19 protein-coding genes are annotated in these 18436 nt (G+C 66.3%); 15 read left to right on the plus strand and 4 right to left on the minus strand.

The window, feature by feature from the left end:
• Positions 1-38 precede the first annotated feature (38 nt).
• From GOACH_RS09700 to GOACH_RS09715, 4 genes are read left to right on the plus strand one after another with little or no spacing between them, the layout of a single operon-like run.
• Positions 39-863, plus strand: coding sequence for a purine-nucleoside phosphorylase (locus GOACH_RS09700; RefSeq protein WP_005174022.1), 825 nt, complete (start codon positions 39-41; stop codon positions 861-863).
• On the plus strand, positions 860-2647 hold the full coding sequence (locus tag GOACH_RS09705; RefSeq protein ID WP_005174024.1) for a phospho-sugar mutase: 1788 nt from the start codon (positions 860-862) through the stop codon (positions 2645-2647). The genes GOACH_RS09700 and GOACH_RS09705 overlap by 4 nt, the downstream gene beginning before the upstream one ends.
• A 28-nt stretch (positions 2648-2675) precedes the next feature.
• Positions 2676-3341 carry a hypothetical protein gene (locus GOACH_RS09710; RefSeq protein WP_005174025.1) on the plus strand — a complete coding sequence of 222 codons (666 nt, stop codon included), beginning with the start codon at positions 2676-2678 and terminating at the stop codon, positions 3339-3341.
• A 47-nt stretch (positions 3342-3388) separates the two neighbouring features.
• Entirely contained in the window at positions 3389-4186 is a 798-nt protein-coding gene (locus tag GOACH_RS09715; protein ID WP_005174026.1) for an ABC transporter ATP-binding protein, read from the plus strand.
• Positions 4187-4262: 76 nt separating this feature from the next.
• Here GOACH_RS09715 and upp read toward each other — a convergent pair whose 3' ends face one another.
• Complete coding sequence (gene upp / locus GOACH_RS09720; protein ID WP_040518288.1) at positions 4263-4886, minus strand: uracil phosphoribosyltransferase; 624 nt, start codon at positions 4884-4886, stop codon at positions 4263-4265.
• A gap of 103 nt (positions 4887-4989) precedes the next feature.
• Between upp and GOACH_RS09725 the strand changes: the two genes are divergently transcribed.
• The 3 genes from GOACH_RS09725 to GOACH_RS09735 are packed head-to-tail and all read left to right on the plus strand — an operon-like array spanning position 4990 to position 7625.
• A complete protein-coding gene (locus tag GOACH_RS09725) occupies positions 4990-5328 on the plus strand; it encodes a type VII secretion target (RefSeq protein WP_005174028.1) in 339 nt (112 codons plus the stop codon).
• Positions 5325-6278: a C40 family peptidase gene (locus GOACH_RS09730; protein ID WP_005174029.1), complete on the plus strand. Its 954-nt coding sequence runs from the start codon at positions 5325-5327 to the stop codon at positions 6276-6278. The genes GOACH_RS09725 and GOACH_RS09730 overlap by 4 nt, the downstream gene beginning before the upstream one ends.
• Positions 6279-6335: 57 nt before the next feature.
• On the plus strand, positions 6336-7625 hold the full coding sequence (locus GOACH_RS09735; protein WP_005174030.1) for a SatS C-terminal domain-containing protein: 1290 nt from the start codon (positions 6336-6338) through the stop codon (positions 7623-7625).
• A 36-nt stretch (positions 7626-7661) separates the two neighbouring features.
• Here the strand turns inward: GOACH_RS09735 and GOACH_RS09740 are convergent, their stop codons facing one another.
• From GOACH_RS09740 to GOACH_RS09750, 3 genes are read right to left on the minus strand one after another with little or no spacing between them, the layout of a single operon-like run.
• Complete coding sequence (locus GOACH_RS09740; RefSeq protein WP_245551861.1) at positions 7662-8897, minus strand: adenosine deaminase; 1236 nt, start codon at positions 8895-8897, stop codon at positions 7662-7664.
• Entirely contained in the window at positions 8897-10204 is a 1308-nt protein-coding gene (locus tag GOACH_RS09745) for a thymidine phosphorylase (RefSeq protein WP_005174034.1), read from the minus strand. Before GOACH_RS09745 ends, GOACH_RS09740 begins: the two co-directional genes overlap by 1 nt.
• Positions 10201-10602, minus strand: coding sequence for a cytidine deaminase (locus tag GOACH_RS09750; protein WP_040518293.1), 402 nt, complete (start codon positions 10600-10602; stop codon positions 10201-10203). The genes GOACH_RS09745 and GOACH_RS09750 overlap by 4 nt, the downstream gene beginning before the upstream one ends.
• Positions 10603-10822: 220 nt before the next feature.
• Between GOACH_RS09750 and sdhC the strand changes: the two genes are divergently transcribed.
• The 8 genes from sdhC to GOACH_RS09790 all read left to right on the plus strand — a co-directional run bounded on the left by sdhC (position 10823) and on the right by GOACH_RS09790 (position 18433).
• Entirely contained in the window at positions 10823-11230 is a 408-nt protein-coding gene (sdhC, locus tag GOACH_RS09755) for a succinate dehydrogenase, cytochrome b556 subunit (RefSeq protein WP_005174036.1), read from the plus strand.
• 12 nt (positions 11231-11242) lie between these two features.
• On the plus strand, positions 11243-11701 hold the full coding sequence (locus tag GOACH_RS09760) for a succinate dehydrogenase hydrophobic membrane anchor subunit (RefSeq protein ID WP_005174037.1): 459 nt from the start codon (positions 11243-11245) through the stop codon (positions 11699-11701).
• Between the two features lie 14 nt (positions 11702-11715).
• Positions 11716-13476 (plus strand): succinate dehydrogenase flavoprotein subunit, encoded by a 1761-nt coding sequence (gene sdhA, locus GOACH_RS09765; protein ID WP_005174038.1) that lies wholly within the window; start codon positions 11716-11718, stop codon positions 13474-13476.
• The gene (locus tag GOACH_RS09770) at positions 13476-14258 is read left to right on the plus strand and encodes a succinate dehydrogenase iron-sulfur subunit (RefSeq protein WP_005174040.1); all 783 of its coding nucleotides are present in this window, start codon (positions 13476-13478) and stop codon (positions 14256-14258) included. Before sdhA ends, GOACH_RS09770 begins: the two co-directional genes overlap by 1 nt.
• 176 nt (positions 14259-14434) lie before the next feature.
• A complete protein-coding gene (locus tag GOACH_RS09775) occupies positions 14435-14872 on the plus strand; it encodes a hypothetical protein (RefSeq protein ID WP_005174041.1) in 438 nt (145 codons plus the stop codon).
• Positions 14873-15259: 387 nt separating this feature from the next.
• Positions 15260-16765 (plus strand): APC family permease, encoded by a 1506-nt coding sequence (locus GOACH_RS09780; RefSeq protein ID WP_040518297.1) that lies wholly within the window; start codon positions 15260-15262, stop codon positions 16763-16765.
• The gene (locus GOACH_RS09785; RefSeq protein ID WP_005174043.1) at positions 16755-17636 is read left to right on the plus strand and encodes a universal stress protein; all 882 of its coding nucleotides are present in this window, start codon (positions 16755-16757) and stop codon (positions 17634-17636) included. The genes GOACH_RS09780 and GOACH_RS09785 overlap by 11 nt, the downstream gene beginning before the upstream one ends.
• The gene (locus GOACH_RS09790) at positions 17633-18433 is read left to right on the plus strand and encodes a type 1 glutamine amidotransferase (protein ID WP_005174044.1); all 801 of its coding nucleotides are present in this window, start codon (positions 17633-17635) and stop codon (positions 18431-18433) included. The genes GOACH_RS09785 and GOACH_RS09790 overlap by 4 nt, the downstream gene beginning before the upstream one ends.
• The last annotated feature ends 3 nt before the right edge of the window (positions 18434-18436 follow it).

Consider the following 18436-nt stretch of genomic DNA (forward strand, 5'->3'; position numbering starts at 1 on the left):
TCCGGTGCGACACGCAGGGTGCCCTTAGGGTGATCGTCATGGATCCCACCGTCGACGCCGACGCCGCGGCCGTCTCTGCCGCAGCGATCATCGCAGCCGAGACCGACGCCTCCACGCACGACGTCGCGGTCGTCCTCGGGTCCGGCTGGGCCCCGGCGGCAGACGCGTTCGGCGCACCGATCGCCTCGGTCCCGATGGCGCGAATACCGGGCTTCCTCCCGCCGACGGCGGCAGGACACGGGGGCGTCGTCCATTCGGTACGCATCGGTGAGTGTCGAGTTCTGTTGATGCTGGGCAGGATTCACGCATACGAGGGTCACGACCTCGCCCGCGTGGTGCATCCGGTGCGCACCGCCGCGGCAGCCGGGGCGCGCACGCTCGTGCTGACCAATGCTGCAGGCGGTCTACGCGACGACATGTCGGTCGGCCAGCCCGTTCTGATCTCCGACCATCTCAACCTCACCGCACGCTCGCCGCTGGTCGGTGCACACTTCGTCGATCTCGTCGATGCGTACTCTCCGCGATTGCGCGACGTCGCCCGCGGGATCGAGCCATCCCTGGCAGAGGGCGTGTATGCCGGTCTTCCGGGACCGCACTACGAGACTCCCGCCGAGATCCGCATGCTGCGCACCATCGGAGCCGATCTGGTCGGCATGTCGACGGTGCACGAGACGATCGCCGGCCGATCGGCAGCGATGGAGGTGCTCGGCATGTCGCTGGTCACCAATCTCGCGGCGGGGATCACCGGTGAGCCGCTGAGCCACAGCGAGGTCCTCGAGGTCGGGCGTTCGTCGGCCCGACGGATGGGCACGTTGCTCGCAGCGATCATCGAAGAACTCGGGACGTCGGGTCCGGCGGCGTGAACAACGGCCTGACCGACGGGGTCGACGCCGCTCGGGTCGCCGCATGGATCGCCGCCGACCCCGACCCAGCGGCCCGCGCAGAACTGGCCGCTGCGCAGGGTGCCGACCTCGCCGCGCGTTTCTCCGGCTCGTTGCGCTTCGGCACCGCCGGCCTACGCGGGCCGGTGCGTGCTGGGCCCAACGGGATGAATGTCGCGGTGGTCATCCGCGCCACCGCAGGCCTGGCCACGTGGCTCACCCGACACGGACACGGGGGCGGTTCGGTCGTCGTCGGTCGCGACGCACGCCACGGCTCCGAAGAGTTCGCCGCAGCCACAGCCGAGGTGCTGGCGGCGGCAGGTTTCAGGGTGATCATGGTCCCCGCGCCCGGCCCGACGCCGCTGGTGGCCTTCGCCTGTCGCGACCTCGACGCCGTCGCAGGAGTGCAGATCACGGCGTCGCACAACCCGGCCGGCGACAACGGGTACAAGGTGTACCTCGCAGGCGGCGCACAGATAGTCCCGCCCGCCGATCGTGAGATCGAAGAACTCATCGCGGCGTCGGCCGGCGCGGCCGACATTCCCCGGCAGCCCGTCGAACACGATCCTCGCGCCGACGAGATCGTTCCCCGCTACCTCGATCGCGTCGGCACGCGATTCGCAACGGTTCCCGACGCCTCGGTGCGCATCGCGCTGACACCGATGCACGGCGTCGGCGGCGCCATCGTCCTCGACGCCCTGGCACGCGCCGGTTTCACCGACGTCCACGTCGTCGACGAGCAGTTCGAGCCCGACCCCGACTTCCCCACAGTCGCGTTCCCCAACCCTGAGGAATCGGGCGCGAGTGATCTGCTCCTCGCACTCGCAGGAGATGTCGACGCCGACATCGCGATCGCACTCGATCCCGACGCCGACCGATGTGCCGTCGGCACGCGGGTCGACGGCGCCTGGCGCATGCTGACCGGTGACGAAACAGGCTCCCTGCTGGGCTGGTTCCTGCTTTCCGCTGCTGACGACGTGTCGGCTCGCGGCGACCTCGTCGAGCACGACAACCTCTCCGCACATGACAAGGAGGCCCGCTCGCTCACCGCGCAACCTCCGGTCGTGGCCAGCACGCTCGTGTCGAGCAGTCTCCTGCAGAAGATCGCCCGTGGTCTCGGCGCCCGCCACGTCACGACCCTGACCGGCTTCAAATGGCTCGTACGCGCGGGCGAACCGTTGCGCTACGCCTACGAGGAGGCGATCGGACACTGTGTCGACCCCGACGCGGTGCGCGACAAGGACGGCATCAGCGCGGCGGTGGCACTGGCCGTGCTGGCAGACAGCTGTGGCCGTGACGGAGTCGGACTGCCAGACCTCTTGCTGTCTCTGTACGAAGAACACGGCGTCCATCTGACGCGCCAGCACGCCGTGCGCGTCGACGACACCACGCTGATCGCTGCTCTGATGACCCGATTGCGCACCACACCACCGACCACCCTGGCGGGCATCGAGGTGACCGCCCTCGACTACTCCCGACGCGACGACGGCCTCCGTACCGACGCGATCGCGCTGAGCGGCGTCGCGGATGACGGGACGTCGGTGCGGGTGATGGCGCGCCCATCAGGGACGGAACCAAAACTGAAGTACTACATCGAAATGACCACACCGCCCGATTCGGGGGTGTCGGCAACACATTCGACGTCACGAACGACATACGGTTCAGATACCCGTGCAGCGGTTCGCCACCTCGACGCCATGACGACGCGCGTCGTGGCCGAACTCGTCGAGTACAGCGATGCCCCACCGACGCCGGAGGTCGGGTGACGGGTCACCGACGGAAGGAACTCCCCGCATGACCTACCCCCAGCTGCCCCCGCAGCGGTCGCCGTGGTCGTCGCCCGCCGTGATCATCGCGATAGTGACCGGGGTGCTGCTCGTGATCGGCGTCGTACTGGCGGCATTGCTCCTGCTGCCGCGCCTCGACGACAACTCCTCAGACGCGGCCGCGTCGAGTTCCCTCACGCCGACGACCGGTGCACACGGGGACGCAGGCCCCGCGAGCGGCACGTCTGGTTCCGGCGGCGCCGGAAACGCCACCAGCGCTCCCGAGACCCAGGCCGACGACCCCCAGAACAACCACAGCCAGGACACCGGAACGCAGAACGGCGGCGGGCAGAGCGCCCCGCACGCCACTCCGGACATCTCAGGAACCGATTGGCAGGGTTTCACGTCAGGGCCGCGGTGCAACGCAGCCGACGACCCGGCTGTGATGATCGCCGAGACCAATCGGTCGCAGATCGTCATCTGCCAGGTGGGCGCGCAGACCGGGCGCTGGTACTACAAGGGGCTTGCCGACGGGGACTCCATCGAGGTCGGCTACCCGACCCGCAGCGGCAACACCTTCAGCGCCACCAACGGCAACGTGACATATGTCGTCGGCCCCGGCCAACTCGACATCCAGAAGAACGGCGAGACCATCGCCTCCGAACCGACGATCGCGTACTGGAGCGCTTCCTGACGCACACCCCGGCTGAGTGGCCGCGATGGTCGCTGGATTACAACTGATTGGTGACCGCAGTCCCCGACACCCAGGTTCTCAACGCCTCCGCCGTCGACGTCGTTCGTGGCGGGCGAAAACTACTGCACGACGTGACTCTCTCGGTGTCACCGGGTGAGCACTGGGCGCTGCTCGGACCCAACGGCGCCGGCAAGTCGACGCTGATGGCCATTCTGGGCGCGCGCAGTCACCCGACCACCGGGACCGTCGATGTGCTCGGCCGACGCCTCGGTCGGGTCGACATGCGCGAACTGCGAACCCATATCGGGCACGTCGACCCGCGCTGGCGCATCGACGTCCCGATCACCGCGCACGACGTCGTGTTGACCGGCCTGACGAACACGCCCGAACTCGATCGCCGCCACGTCTATACCGACGCCGAGCACCGCCAGGCCGACGACCTGCTCGAGCTGTTGGGCATGAGTGCCCGCCGCGACTCGGAGTGGCCGTTCATGAGCCAGGGAGAGCGGGGCCGCACGCTCATCGCACGCGCACTCATGCCGCGTCCCGCCCTACTGCTTCTCGACGAGCCCGCAACGGGTCTCGACCTCGCCGCGCGTGAGCGGCTGCTGTCGGCGATCGACCGCCTGCGCACGGAGGTCGACGACCTCGCCAGCGTGCTGGTCACGCATCACCTCGAGGATCTCCCCAGTTCGACGACGCACGCCATGCTGCTCCGCGACGGCGAGGTGACCGCCTCCGGGCCCGTCGAGAAGACGCTCACCTCAGCCGAGATCAGCTCCTGCTTCGATCATCCGGTCACCGTCCGACGCCACGACGGGCGCTGGTCGGCCACCGCAGCCTGACCCGCCGGACGACCTGACGGATCGGGATCTCAGCCAGAGTTCCAGAGGTAACGGAGTCCCAGAGGTCGCAATGCCCTCAGCGCGGCCCGAACTGACGATCACCGGCGTCGCCGAGCCCCGGCACGATGTAGGCGGCTTCGTCGAGCCCATCGTCGACGGACGCGACAACAAGCCGCACCGGATGTCCCGAATTCTCCAGTGCGGCAACACCTTCCGGAGCCGCCACGACACAGACCGCGGTGATGTCGGTGGCGTTGCGCGCGACCAGCAGTTCGATCGTGTGCAGCATCGAACCACCGGTGGCGAGCATCGGATCCAGCACGAACACCGGGAGTCCGGACAGATCGTCCGGCAGCGATTCGAGGTACGGCACGGGCTGCGCGGTCTCTTCGTCCCGAGCGATCCCCACGAAGCCGACGTGTGCCTCAGGCACCATCGCGACCGCCTGCTCGACCATGCCGAGGCCGGCACGCAGGACCGGGACGAGCAGTGGCGCACATTCCAGCCGTGAGCCGGTGTAGGGCTGCAATGGGGTCTCGATCTCGACCACCGCGGACTTCGCCGACTTCAACGCTTCATACACCAGCATCTGCGTCAGACTCGATAGTGCCGCACGAAATCCGGCGTTGGTGGTTGTCTTGTCGCGCAACGTGGTCAGCCGGGCCGCGGCGAGCGGATGATCGACGATCTGTACCTGCATGCGGATCACTCTAGGACGCGTCCAGCGGCGTCGCCGATTGTCCCGCACGCTGGTGCGCGCGATCGGATGGAACCGATCGCCGTGCGCCACCGTCTGAATTCGCATGACCGACCTCACACCGCGCGACACCGCCGCATCCCACACCCGACTGGAGACCGACGCGCTCGATGTCTACGCCGAAACGCAGCGCGCCGCGGAAGACCGCGTCGCCGCACACGCGGCAACCTCTCGTGTCGCCCTCACCGCACTGACACCCACCTTCGGGGTGATCGGCGCCGACTTCCTCGCGGCACTGTCGACGACCATGCAGGCCCGAGCCAACCGACTCGAAGCCCAGGCGGTCACCCACGGCCGGATCGGTACGCACACGTCGACCGCAGCCGACGCCTACTCCGATGCCGACACCGCATGCGCCTCTGACATGGGGCTGCGGCTGCCATGATCACCGTCGACATTCTCATCGCTCCCCTACGCATACTCATCTCCGCGCTCGGCACCGGGGTGCTTCCGGCCGACAATCCCGCGGCCGCGATCCGAACAGCCCAACCCGATCTCGCCGAGGCCCGTCGGGCCACGACGGCGGCGACGTCGGTCGTGCAGACCGAGTGGCACGGCGCGGGTTCGACGGCCGCGGTAGAGGCCGATGACCGCTCGTCGCGTGTCTCGACCGCCATCGACGACGACGGGCGGCAGATCGCCGTACTCGTGGAGAACGCAGCCGCTCGGGTCGAACTCGCCGCACGGCAATTGCGCGAGCTGGTCGATTCGTTCGAACGCGCAGCCACAGCACTGGGGCCGGCGCTGTCGACACCCGCCGGCCTGCTGGCGATCGTCCCGGTCGCCGTCGATCATGTGCAGAGAGGACTGTCGATCGTGACCCGGACGCAGGCCGATCTCGCCGACGACACCCGGGCAATGGCCGAGCTCGGTCGTCACGAGGCCCCAGAACAACTCGACGGACGCCAGACGGCGCATGACACGACGACGACACCGGCGGGCACAGGTGTGGCGGTCACGCTCCCGGATGGCTCCGTCGCCTACGCACCGAACGAACGCGCGGCCACCGCCGTCCGCGCGGCGCTCAGCCAGCAGGGAGTGCCCTATGTCTGGGGCGGCACCACTCCGGACGGCTTCGATTGCAGCGGGTTCACCCAGTGGGCCTACCGGCAGGCAGGAGTTGAGCTCCCCCGGCTCGCGCAGGAGCAGGACACCGCAGGTGTTCCCGTCACACAATCACAGTTGATGCCCGGCGACCTCGCCGTCTGGGACGGACATGTCGCGATGTACATCGGCAACGACCAGCTCGTCGAGGCGGGCGACCCGGTCAGCGTCTCGCCGCTGCGGACCACCAACGCGGGCCAGGGATTCCAGGGCTTCTTCCGGCCGAACTGATTCTCGCGGACGGGCCAGGTATCGAGTTCACAGTGATCATCGCTACGCTGTTGCCTCATGGCCGGAGACATCGTTCCCATCGAACTCGGACTCACCAACGGAAACGGCTTCACCCTGTGGGCACCCCGCTGGCGTGAGGGCGACGACGAGTGGGAGGCGTTCCTCGGGCTCGACGAGGACCTGTACGTCTTCCCCGGCGTCGCCGAGCTCGTCGGCTTCGTTCGCACCGACTCCGACAACGACCTTGTCGAACATCCGGCGTGGGACACCGTCAAACAACTCTCGGCAGACGAGTTGATCCCCGACGACCGGCACACCTACGACCTCGTCGGTGTACCCGAGCTCGCCGCAGAGGATCCGACGCCGGAGGTGATCGCAGAACTCGAGGACGCACTGGAGATCGTGCGCATCCTCGGCGAGGTCTGCGAACTGATCACCGTCACGAAGTTCTTCAATGGCAACCCGATTCTCGGTGCCGTCACCACGGGCACCCGGAATTTCGAGGGCCGCGACGGCATCGACCTGTGGGTCCGTATCGGACGCCTCATCGCCAAGCACTGGGACGACGTACTCGACTCCGTTGACGACGTGATCACGACTCCCGACGTCGACGCCGCGGCGGTCACCACCGCCGCCGATGAGCTCGAGGCCGCGGCATCAGCGGAGGACGAGGACGAACCCGACGACGACATCGACCTGCTCGACGAATCCGACTCCGATGTCGAACCGACTGTCGCCCCGGCCGTGATCGCCGACTCCTCGGAAGAGGACGAGGACGACGATGAGATCGACGACGACGATTTCTGGGCGGGTGTGGGGATCGACCCGATCAAGATCGTCACCGGCACCGGCGAGTACCTCTCGCTGCGCTGTTATCTCGGCGACGACCCGGTTTTCCTCGGCGCGAGGGGGAGGATCTTCGTCTTCACCTCACCGCGGACGCTGTCGAAGTTCCTGGCCGAGAACAACGACCACGACCTCACCGACGTCTCGACCTTCACCGACGTCCGTACCGAGGCCACCGACGGCGCTCTCGAGTTCGACGTCATCGATGACAACGTATACGTGCTGCCAGGTCTGGCCGAGGACATCCTCGACGGGCCTCGTCGCATCGACCGCAACCAACTCGACCTGGCGGTCGAATTGTTCTCCGACGCAGCCGATTACGCCGACGACAACGCTGTGTCGGAGGCGCTGGCCAGCACCACGCCGCTCGGGTGGTTCGTCGATTACGCGATCAACCCCGACCCGAAGCGGATGGCCCCGAGCGCCCCGTTCGACAACGAGGCGGAGGCCTGGCGCGCGCTCGAGCACGACTTCGAGGATCGTCTGGAGATCAAGCGCTGACCTACGGTACGGCGCGGGACCTACCGCTCGCGCCGATCATCCGATGAGGACCGCGTACCCCGGTTTGATCACCTCGTCGATGAAGGCGAGCCGCTCGTCGAAGTGGATGAATGCCGACTTCATCGCGTTGACCGTGAAGCGCTCGAAATCGGCCCAGCCGTAGCCGAACTGCTGCGCAAGTCGATAGAACTCCTTGCTCATCGTCGTGTCGCTCATCAGCCGGTTGTCGGTGTTGACCGTGACCCGGAACCGGAGGCGCGCCAGCGCGTTGAACGGGTGGTCGGCCATCGACGCGACCGCACCGGTCTGAACGTTGGAACTCGGACACAGTTCAAGCGGGATTCTCTTGTCGCGCACCACGTTCGCGATCTCTCCGAGTTCTGCGCCCGCGAACGACGACGCTGCGAGGTCGACGCCGTCCGGCAAAGCGATATCGTCGATGACCCGTACCCCGTGGCCGAGTCGATCGGTGCCGCAGAACGCGATCGCCTCGTGGATGGACGGCAACCCGAACGCCTCACCCGCGTGGATGGTGAAGGGCGCACTGTTGGCACGCATGTACTCGAATGCGTCGAGATGCCGGGTTGGCGGGTTGCCTGCCTCCGCGCCCGCGATGTCGAACCCGACAACTCCCTCGTCGCGGTAACGCACGGCGAGCTCGGCGATCTCACGTGCACGTGCAGCGTGACGCATTGCCGTCACGAGACAACGCACGGTGATCGGGCGTCCACCCGCAGCCGCGACCGCCTCGCCCTCGGCGAAGCCACGCAGCACCGCCTCGACGACCTCGTCGAGTGTGAGTCCGCGCTCGAGGTGCTGTTCGGGTGCGTAACGGATCTCGGCGTACACGACTCCGTCGGCGGCGAGATCCTCGACGCACTCGCGGGCCACCCGTTCGAGCGCCGGAGCCGTCTGCATCACCGCGACGGTGTGCGCGAACGTCTCCAGGTAGCGCTCGAGCGAGCCGCTGTCGGCCGCCTCACGGAACCACCGGGCAAGGCCCTCGGCATTGTCTGCGGGGAGGTCGTCATAGCCGACCTCGCGAGCGAGGTCGAGTACGGTCGACGGCCGCAGCCCACCGTCGAGGTGATCATGGAGCAAGACCTTCGGCGCGAGCGCGAGGGTACTCAGATCGAGCGGCTGGCCGCCCGCTCCGGGCAGGCCCGGGTCGGTGACCACTCGCCGGTCGGCCTCGATCCCGTCTCTCGTCGCTTCCCCGTCTCTCGTCGCTTCCCCGTCTCTTGTCGCTTCACTGTCCGTCGCTGGCGTCATCACTCGAACCTAACGCGATCGAGCACGATGGGCCGGGTATCGGGTGGTGGATCAGGCGCGATCACGGTCGCCCCTTCCAGTGCTGCCCGCGCGGCGTCGAATCGTTCCGGCGTCTGCGTGCAGAGCGTGTACAGCGGCGAGCCGGCACATACCCGGTCCCCCGGCTTGGCGTGCAGCACCACTCCGGCCTCCGCCTGCACGGGCTCGCCCGGCCGGGAGCGCCCCGCGCCGAGTAGCCATGCGGCATCGCCGACGGCGCGCGCGTCGATCCGGTGCACGAAACCCGACTCCGGTGCGGCCACCTCGTCTGTGTGCGCCGCACGGGGCAGCGGGACGTCCGGATCGCCGCCCTGTGCGACGATCATCGCCCGCCACCGATCCATCGCACTCCCGTCGGCCAGTGCTGTGGCCGGGTCGGCGTCCGGAAGACCGGCGGCGTCGAGCATCTCGCGGGCGAGTGCAAGCGTCAGTTCGACGACGTCGGCCGGACCGCCGCCGGCCAGAACTTCGAGCGATTCCGCCACCTCGAGCGCGTTGCCCGCGGTGCGACCGAGCGGATTGTCCATGTCGGTGAGCAGCGCCGTCGTCCGTACACCCGCGTCGACGCCGAGTGACACCATGGTCTCGGCGAGTTGCCGCGCGAGGGCCTCGTCGGGCAGGAACGCGCCGGAGCCGACCTTCACGTCAAGAACGAGGGCGTCGGTGCCCTCGGCGATCTTCTTGCTCATGATCGAGCTCGCGATCAGCGGGACCGATTCCACCGTGCCGGTCACATCGCGGAGCGCATAGAGCTTGCGGTCGGCGGGCGCGAGGTCGGCCCCCGCGGCGCAGATGACGGCGCCGACGCGTTCGAGTTGGTCGCGGATCTGCCTGGTCGACAGGTCGGCCCGCCAACCCGGAATCGACTCGAGCTTGTCGAGTGTGCCGCCGGTGTGTCCGAGGCCGCGGCCCGACAACTGCGGGACCGCGACTCCGAACGAGGCGACCACCGGCGCCAACGGCAGGGTGATCTTGTCGCCGACCCCGCCGGTCGAATGCTTGTCGACGGTCGCAAGCACCTCTCCCCCGCGCCGCAGCCCAGAGAAGTTCATCCGCGTTCCGCTGGCGATCATCGCCCGAGTCCAGTCGTCGATCTCGCGCCGCTCCATTCCGCGCAACACGATAGCCATCAGCAACGCCGACATCTGCTCGGGAACGACGTCGCCGCGCGTGTATGCGTCGATGACCCACTCGATCTGCTCCGTCGTCAGTGGCGCGCCGTCACGTTTGGTGGCGATGACAGACGTTGCGTGTATACCTGCGCTCACCGGACGGCGTCGAGATCGTCGGGGCCGAAGGCATCGGGAAGCAGAGCCGCAAGCGTCGTCGGACCTGACCGGTGATCGACGAGCAACTCGCCGCCGCCGTGCTCGTAGAGGACCTGGCGACACCGCCCGCACGGCATCAGCACGGACCCGGTGGCATCGCACACACTGACTGCGCGGAGCCGACCGCCACCCGAGGCAACCATCGCCGCGACGAGGCCGACCTCGGCGCAGATACCGAGCCCATATGAGACATTCTCCACATTGCAACCGACCACGATCCGGCCGTCATCTGTGAGTCCCGATGCGCCGACCGGGAACGCAGAATACGGGGCATAAGCGCGCGGGATCATGTCAGCTGCACTGTCCCGCAACAGTTTCCACTCGATGGCGTGGGTCAATGCACTCTCCTCGCAGACCGTCGGGATGGGACTCTGTGTGATGCGGAATACCCACACGGGCTTGGTAAGGCAAACCTAATTCGTAATGCGTTGTCCCGCAGATCGGTTCGGGCAATTTAACGACTCACTCAGCATAGGTTTAGAGTCTCTTGCATGGGTCCAAGGTGACACCCAGCCGGTGCCACCGCGTCCATCGACGATGTTGGAGGCCAATTCCCCGATGAGTTCCGAGACCGAGGTCGCACCGGAGCCGGTGCGCAAACGTTCGCTGTACCGCGGCGATCCAGGCATGTGGTCCTGGGTGCTGCACCGCATCACCGGCGTCACGATCTTCTTCTTCTTGTTCGTGCATGTGCTCGATACGGCGGTCATCCGTATCGATCCGAACAAGTACTCGGAGATCATCAACACCTACAAGACACCGATCATCGGTCTCATGGAGATCGCGCTCGTGGCGTGCGTGCTCTATCACGCGCTCAACGGCCTGCGCATCATCCTGATCGACTTCTGGTCGAAGGGCCCCAAGTACCAGCGTCAGATGCTGTGGGTGATCCTCGGACTCTTCGTGGTGGTTTTCGCCGCTGCGGCCGTCCGGCTCCTGCAGATCCTCATCGAGTACTCGTTCTAAGGAGATACGACAATGACCACATCTCCTACGTCGCAGAACGTCGCCAGGACGTTGGGCACCCAGTACGACCGCCCCGCCAGCCTCGACAATCCGCGATCACCGCGCAAGCCAAGAGGTGGAAACTTCGAGAAATGGGCATGGCTGTTCATGCGCTTCTCGGGTCTCGCACTGATCATCCTGACCATCGGCCACATGTTCATCATGCTGGCCTGGGACAACGGCGTGCACCGCATCGACGCCTCGTTCGTTGCCGCTCGCTGGCGTGAGCCCTTCTGGCAGATCTGGGACCTCACCATGCTGTGGCTGGCCCAGTTGCACGGCGGCAACGGCGTGCGCACGGTGATCGCCGACTACTCACGCAAGGACTCGACGCGCTTCTGGCTCAACGTGCTGCTCGGGGTCTCGATGATCCTCGTGCTGGTGCTGGGTACCTACGCGCTGCTCACCTTCGACGTGAACAGCGCCAACTAAGGAGACCACTGAAGATGCAGGAACACCGTTACGACGTCATCATCGTCGGTGCAGGCGGCGCCGGTATGCGCGCAGCGATCGAAGCAGCGCCCCGCGCCCGCACCGCAGTGTTGACAAAGCTCTATCCCACGCGCAGCCACACCGGCGCGGCGCAGGGCGGCATGTGCGCGGCCCTCGCCAACGTCGAGGAGGACAACTGGGAGTGGCACACGTTTGACACGGTCAAGGGTGGCGACTACCTCGCCGACCAGGACGCGGTGGAGATCATGGCCAAGGAGGCCATCGACGCCGTTCTCGACCTGGAGAAGATGGGCCTGCCGTTCAACCGCACGCCCGAGGGCAAGATCGACCAACGACGTTTCGGTGGTCACACGCGTGATCACGGTAAGTCGCCCGTGCGTCGCGCCTGCTACGCGGCCGACCGCACCGGCCACATGATCCTGCAGACCCTGTACCAGAACTGCGTCAAGCACGACGTCGAGTTCTTCAACGAGTTCTACGCGCTCGACCTGTGCCTGAGCGAGAACGAGAAGGGCGAACCGGTGGCCACCGGAATCGTCGCCTACGAGCTCGCGACCGGCGAACTACACGTCTTCCACGCGAAGTCGATCATCTTCGCCACCGGCGGTTCTGGCCGCATGTACAAGACGACGTCGAATGCACACACCCTGACCGGCGACGGCGTCGGCATCGTGTTCCGCAAGGGTCTGCCCGTCGAGGACATGGAGTTCCACCAGTTCCACCCGACAGGTCTCGCAGGCCTCGGCATCCTCATCTCCGAGGCGGTGCGCGGCGAGGGCGGCATCCTGCGCAACGCCGATGGCGAACGCTTCATGGAGCGCTACGCCCCCACCATCAAAGACCTCGCCCCACGAGACATCGTCGCGCGGTCGATGGTGCTCGAGGTGCTCGAGGGACGCGGCGCCGGACCGAACAAGGACTACGTCTACATCGACGTGACCCACCTCGGCGAGGACGTGCTCAACGAGAAGCTCCCCGACATCACCGAGTTCGCCCGCACCTACCTCGGCGTCGACCCCGTCAAGGAGTGGGTGCCGGTCTACCCGACCTGCCACTACCTGATGGGCGGCATCCCGACCAACATCGAGGGTCAGGTTCTACGCAGCAACAACAACGACGACGTGGTGCATGGCCTCTACGCCGCAGGCGAATGCGCGTGCGTGTCGGTCCACGGGGCCAACCGTCTCGGCACCAACTCACTGCTCGACATCAACGTCTTCGGTCGTCGCTCGGGCATCGCCGCCGCCGACTACGCCAACAGCCACGACTTCACCGACCTGCCGGAGAACCCGACCGACATGGTCACCGGGTGGCTCGAGACGATCCTCTCCGAGCACGGTCACGAGCGCGTCGCCGACATCCGCACCGCACTGCAGCAGACGATGGACGACAACGCGTCGGTGTTCCGCACTGAGGAGACGCTCAAGCAGGCGTTGACCGACATCCATGCACTCAAGGAGCGTTACGACCACATCCGCGTGCACGACAAGGGCAAGCGCTTCAACTCCGATCTGCTCGAGGCCATCGAGTTGGGCTTCCTGCTCGAGCTCGCCGAGGTGACCGTCGTCGGCGCGCTCAATCGCAAGGAATCGCGCGGCGGTCACGCCCGCGAGGACTACCCGAATCGCGATGACGTGAACTTCATGCGCCACACGATCGCCTACAAGAAGGGTGACAAGCTCCTTTCCGACATCGAGCTCGACTGGAAGCCTGTCATCCAGACCCGTTACGAGCCGATGGAGCGTAAGTACTGATGACCGCCACCATTGAGGCGCCGCACACCGACGAGCCGCCGTTGCCAGAAGTTCCCGACGAAGCGACCATGGTCACGCTGAAGATCATGCGTTTCAACCCGGAGGAGCCCGACGCCCAGGGCTGGGAGAGTTTCCGCGTGCCGGCGCTGCCGACCGATCGTCTGCTCAACCTGCTGCTGTACGTGAAGGGCTACCTCGACGGAACCCTGACCTTCCGGCGCAGCTGCGCTCACGGCGTCTGCGGTTCCGATGCCATGCGCGTCAACGGCGTGAACCGTCTGGCCTGCAAGATGCTGATGAAGGACTTCCTACCCAAGGACAAGTCCAAGGAGATCACCATCACCATCGAGCCCATCAAGGGCCTGCCGGTGGAGAAGGATCTCGTGGTCAACATGGAGCCCTTCTTCGACGCCTACCGCGCGATCAAGCCGTTCCTCATCACCACGGGTAACGAGCCGACCCGCGAGCGCATCCAGAGCCAGAAGGACCGCGCCCGATTCGACGACACCACCAAGTGCATCCTGTGTGCATGCTGCACCACGAGCTGCCCGGTGTTCTGGAATGAGGGCAGCTACTTCGGCCCGGCTGCGATCGTCAACGCCCACCGCTTCATCTTCGACAGCCGCGACGAGGGCGCCGTCGAGCGCATGGACATCCTCAACGACTCCGACGGCGTGTGGCGCTGCCGCACGACCTTCAACTGCACCGACGCATGCCCACGCGGCATCCAGGTGACCCAGGCGATCCAGGAGGTCAAGCGCGCGCTCATGTTCTCGCGCTGATCCCCGGCATCACCGACGCAGACCCTCTCTGCAGCCCCGGCGAACCCACCATTCTCTCCACGAGATGGTGGGTTCGCCGTCTTTCTCACATCCGATGAAACCGATCGGCGTTCGTGCGCGTCCAAGTTCTCGAGGCCACACCCGTGGACCCGACGCGACCCCGAACGGAGCCAGCCATGCCCACCCGATCAACCCTCACCACCCTGCTGATCCTCGCCGTCGGAGCACTCTTCGCCGTCGGAGCGCTTGTCACCGTTGCCGCACCGGCTGCCGCGTCGACCCGGTACCCGGGCACCGGCGACACGGTGACCATCGTGGTGAGCTCCGACCGCGAATGGAACGAACAGATCGTGTGGTTCGACGCCGACAACCGACTCCGCAGACAATCCGACGTCCGGCTCAGCCACCACGACGACGCGACCGGACTGTGGTCGGCAACCTTGACCATCGTCAGCCGGTCCCGCTCACAGAACGTCGACGTCGCGTTCGGCTCGACAGGCCGCTTCGCGCGTTGCGAGATCTGGGTCGGAAAGGTCAGAGTTCGTGACACGACGGCCCGCGGCGCTCATGCCCTTGCCGCGTGCGACCGCCCGCTGCCGCGTCGCGCCAGCTGAGTCCGTGCCGATACCGGGGCGGAGGACGGAGGACGTCACGGAGCAGTTCTCGCGGTGCGCTGCGCCACGTGCGACTCCGCCCGGCCACCTTTCCCCGGGCTCCTGCGCCCTCCCCGAAAATCGTCACGGGGAAGAGCAAAAATCCCGCGGAAAAACCCCTTCCCCCACTTCCCGCAACCGCCCGCGGGCGCACATCGCAACCGTCGCCAGCACCGGTGTGAGAACTGAGCGAACCTAACTGTTTTCAGCACACCGAATCGGTCATTTGCCGCGCATTTCGAAGAAATCGGGGCTCGCGACCAATGATTTCGTCCGTCGCCGCGCGCAGACTCTGCGGTAACCATAGTCTTGATCCACCACAGCGTGAGGTAGGGGGTGATCGACGGCATGGCAGAGAAGATTCACGCCGAGATCCAGTCGGGCGACAAAGGACTGCGCGCCGGATCGATCGGTCTGCTGGGAAACGTGATCATCGGCTTGTCCGCCGTCGCACCCGCCTACAGCCTCGCCGCGACTCTCGGCTACGTCGTGGTGGCCGTGCACACCAAAGCGCCCGCCATGTTCGTGATCGCGTTCATCCCGATGCTGCTGGTGGCGTTCGCCTATCGGGAACTCGCACGCGACACACCGGACTGCGGTACCACGTTCACGTGGGGGACGAAGGCGTTCGGTCCGTGGATCGGCTGGATCGGAGGCTGGGGCCTGGCGGTGTCGGCGATCATCGTGCTCGCCAACGTCGCCGAGATCGCGGCGGTCTACCTCCTGCGCTTCCTGCACCTCGATTCGCTGGCCGACAGCCTCTGGGCCAAGGTCACCCTCGGCTGCTTCTTCATCATCGTGATGACGTGGGTCAGCATCCGTGGGATCGTCATCAGCGAGCGCATCCAATCCGTGCTCATGTTCATCCAGTTCGGCATCCTGATCCTCGCCAGCGTCATAGCACTCGTGAAGGTGGCAACAGATCACGCGGGCCCACAGGCCGTGAGCCCCGAGTGGAGCTGGCTGTCACCCACCGGTCTGAGTCAGTCATCGATCGCGGCGGCGGTGATCCTCTGCATCTTCATCTACTGGGGATGGGACGCGTGCCTCGCCGTCGGCGAGGAGACCAAAGACCCGGAGAAGACACCGGGACGTGCCGCGGTGATCTGCTGCTTGATACTCGTCGCCACCTACGTGCTCGTCGCCTACGCGGTGGAGTCGTTCGCAGGTTTCGGCACCACAGGTATCGGTCTCAACAACCCCGACAACGCCGACGACGTGCTGACCATCCTCGGCCAACCGGTCGCGGGCGCCGTGATGGCGTCGGCACTGTTGCTCGTCGTCTGTATCTCGGCGCTGTCGTCGACGCAGTCGACCATTCTGCCCACCGCTCGGGGCACCCTGTCGATGGCCGTCTACAAGGCGCTGCCCCAGCGTTTCGGCTACATCCACCCGCGATACATGACACCGGCCTTCGGTACCGCGGTCATGGGTGCTTCAGCGCTGGTCTTCTACCTCGTGTTGTCGTTCGCGAGCCAGAACACACTCGCCGACTCGATCTCGTCGCTCGGCCTCGCGGTTGCCTTCTACTACGGCATCACCGCATTCTCGTGTGTCTGGTACTTCCGCAGGACACTGTTCGACTCCGCACGCAACTTCTTCATGCGAGGACTCTTCCCACTGCTCGGCGGCATCGCCATGACGTGGGCGTTCGTCAAGAGCGCCATCGACATGATCAATCCCGACTACGGTTCGACGTCGGTGGGCGGGATCGGTGGCGTGTTCATCCTCGGCGTCGGAATGCTCGTCCTCGGCGTCCCGTTGATGCTCGCCTGCTGCGCTGGCGACAGCGACTTCTTCAGGGGTAAGACACTCGACGCCAATACCGAAGTAAAGGTCCCAGATGTCTACTGAGAACCCGAATCGTCTCGCCGTCGGCTACCTGGCGACGCCGTCGGGTAACGACGGCGTCGCACTCGCATCGGCCATCGCCGCCAAGACCGGAGCCGCGCTCGACCTGATCTGCGTCGTCCAGCCGATTCCCTACGACGGCCAGCCCGGACTCGAGCAGTACATGGAGCGCTTGGAGAACCAGGCGGCCGAGTGGCTCTCCCAAGGCGCATCGCACGTTCCCGACGGCATCGAGGTCCGGACCGTCGTCACCGTGAACGAGTCGTTCACCGAGGGACTGATCGACGTCGCCGAGCAGTCCGGCGCGTCGATGATCATCGTCGGCGGAACCGGCGACGGTCTGTTCTCGCGACACACACTCGGCACCGTGAGCACCGAACTGCTGCACTCTTCCCCCATGCCGGTCGGACTCGCGCCGCGGGGGTACGCGCGTCGCAGGAACGTCGTCATCGACATGCTCACCGTGGCAGTGCCGACGAAGCACTCCGACTCCGACCCCCTCCCCTTCTCGATCGGATTCGCCGAGCTCGCATCAATCGACCTTCGCCTGCTTTCTCTGGTGTCCCTCGAGATTCCCGACGCCGACGACGAGAGCCTCGCAGTGCGCAAGCACCAGGTGAACGTCGCCCGCCAACTCCTCGAGGAAACCCGCGATCACGTCGACGCCGAGCTCGATATCGACGTGCTCGTCGCCGACGGCAACACGCTCGACGAAGCCCTCGACAACCTGCCGTGGGACGACAACGACATCATCTCGGTCGGCTCAGGCCATCTCGGTAGCGACAATCGCGTCTTCCTCGGTCCAACGGCGGCTCGCATCCTGAAGTGGACGACGGCGCCGGTCATCGTCGTGCCTCGAGGCACGACGGCATGACCACGCGGTCTGCCGTACCGATCCGGCTTCTCGAACTGCGGCATGCCGAGATCGAGTCTCTCGGAACCTACGCCGACGGTCTGCCGCCACGCGCCGATCTGCACACGGTCCGCGCATGGCGCGATCCTCTCCCCGCCGACCCTGCCGCCTTCGACGGAATAGTGGCCATGGGCGGCCCCATGGGCGCGAACGACGGAACACGTCACCCGTGGATCGATGCCGAGATCACGTTCCTGCGGCACGCACTGGCGGCCGGTGTCCCGGTGTTCGGGGTCTGCCTGGGATCACAACTGCTCGCTGCAGCGGCGGGTGCCGCCGTCACGACGGGACCCACCCCCGAGATCGGGATCTGCAGCGTCGAGTGGACCGAACCGGGTCTCGCCGATTCCGTATGGAAAGGTTCGAGCGACAACCCCTTCGACGTCATGCAATGGCACTACGACACCTTCGATCTACCTGAGGGATCGACGCTGCTCGCATCCTCCACCGCCTATCACCATCAGGCGTTCCGGCTCGGCAGGAGCTACGGAATCCAGTTCCACCTCGAGGTCGACAGGCGAGGCTTCGCCGAGTGGATGGCCGACCCCGACTACAGGGACGAGATCGTCGGCGCACTGGGGCCGCAGGGGCCAGAGGAAGCCTCCGCAGGCCTCGCCGGGATCGAGTCCGACACCGGGGCGATGGCCGCCGCCGCGATGACGCGCTGGGTCGAGCTCATCAGCGCCGACCGCGGACGTACCCGTACCTCCGCCCGCACGGCAACCACGAACTCACGGCGAAATCCCCTGCGCGGGTAGAAG

Origin of the sequence: Gordonia aichiensis NBRC 108223, from assembly GCF_000332975.1 — a bacterium.
Lineage (GTDB): Bacteria > Actinomycetota > Actinomycetes > Mycobacteriales > Mycobacteriaceae > Gordonia > Gordonia aichiensis.